This is a genomic window from Halomonas sp. 3A7M (assembly GCF_014897875.1).
Lineage (GTDB): Bacteria > Pseudomonadota > Gammaproteobacteria > Pseudomonadales > Halomonadaceae > Vreelandella.
Genome location: NZ_JABUZD010000128.1, coordinates 1 through 1285 on the forward strand (window position 1 = coordinate 1; position 1285 = coordinate 1285).

Below are 1285 nucleotides of genomic sequence, written 5' to 3' on the forward strand. Positions count from 1 at the left end.
ATCACCTCTGTGAAGAGGTACACCGGCTATTGGGTAGCTATGAAGCTGATCACGCGATTAATTTTGAATAAGCACTTAGGCAAAGTTGGTGACAAAGAGGTATCTGTCATCAACATAATGGTTGGTGTGTTGAGCTTTATTATTGCTGTCTATTTGATTTTCCGAGAGCCGGATAATTCTGCTGCTATTAGTGCTGGGGCATTTACCTTGCTATTTTCTTTTACTTATCTTTGGGTTGGGGCTAACCAGTTTTTAAAGGCGGATGGAATAGGACTTGGGTGGTTCTGTTTCTTTGTTAGTATTACAGCAGCACCGAGCATTTGTTGGAGCGAGCTCCATCGCCGATATGGGACTCAACTTCGAGCTGTGGAATACACTCAACTGGTTTGCATGGTCTGCTTTGTGGTTCAGTTTTTTTTGTCTGCTAGCGTTAGCGAAAAAAATACAGCGTTCAGTCGCGATTTACACACTCTTTTGCGCGGTTTTTACGGGTTGGATTCCTGGCGTTATGATACTGTTAGGCATCGTCAATGCATAGCGGACCGTTACTAAATGTAAACATTACTTAAAATTTATTGAGAACGCCCACATTGCGAAATCACGCGGTATATAATCGTTTAATGGCCGCGCCTGTTCATGAGCACGCCTGTCATGCTGAAGTAGCGCTCTTAACATGTTTTACTGTGCTATCAGTATATGGCAAAGAAATTAGAAAATTATGGAGATGAAAACATGGCATCAGTATTGAGCGACTACATCAAGAAAGAGCAGATGTTAAAGCAGTTACAGGAAGAGCTGCAAGCGCTTGAAAGTAATAGCGAACTGAAGAAAGAGCTGGAATTCAAGGAAAAATTACAGACGCTCATGACCGAGCATGGCAAGTTAGCACGCGACGTATGCGAAATGCTTGACCCGTCATATCTCTCCTCATCAGTTAAAGGCACCAAGGTTAGTAGTACCGATGGTCGCAAGAAGCGCCCTTTAAAGGTATATAAGAACCCGCATACAGGGGAAGTCGTTGAAACACGTGGTGGCAACCATAACGTCATTAAAGAGTGGAAAGCTAAATTTGGCAATGAAGAAGTGGTTAGCTGGATCGTAGAAGAGCGCGCTTAATATGTTCATTCGTCGCTCGCATGGTTCCTCCGCGAGCGACGGATATTTACTAGCTGGAAATGCTCCCTATATCTTTATTAAGCCGGTATGTTTCTCTATGTTTACCTTGTAAAGCTCGTAGAGCGCTAGCCTGGATTTCTCATAGTACCTCAGCCAGTACCGCACTCAG

General features: G+C 43.7%; 2 protein-coding genes. Both read left to right on the top strand.

All coding sequences use genetic code 11. The features are described 5' to 3' along the window. Positions 1–117 precede the first annotated feature (117 nt). Complete coding sequence (locus INT19_RS19865; RefSeq protein ID WP_446719026.1) at positions 118–552, top strand: AmiS/UreI family transporter; 435 nt, start codon at positions 118–120, stop codon at positions 550–552. 180 nt (positions 553–732) lie between these two features. Then, positions 733–1116, top strand: coding sequence for a histone-like nucleoid-structuring protein, MvaT/MvaU family (locus tag INT19_RS11730; RefSeq protein ID WP_193060863.1), 384 nt, complete (start codon positions 733–735; stop codon positions 1114–1116). Positions 1117–1285 lie beyond the last annotated feature (169 nt).

Excerpts from the sequence above, each read along its gene's own strand:
- INT19_RS19865 (WP_446719026.1), top strand. The coding sequence starts at position 118 with ATGGTTGGTGTGTTGAGCTTTATTATTGCTGTCTATTTGATTTTCCGA.
- INT19_RS11730 (WP_193060863.1), top strand. The coding sequence starts at position 733 with ATGGCATCAGTATTGAGCGACTACATCAAGAAAGAGCAGATGTTAAAG.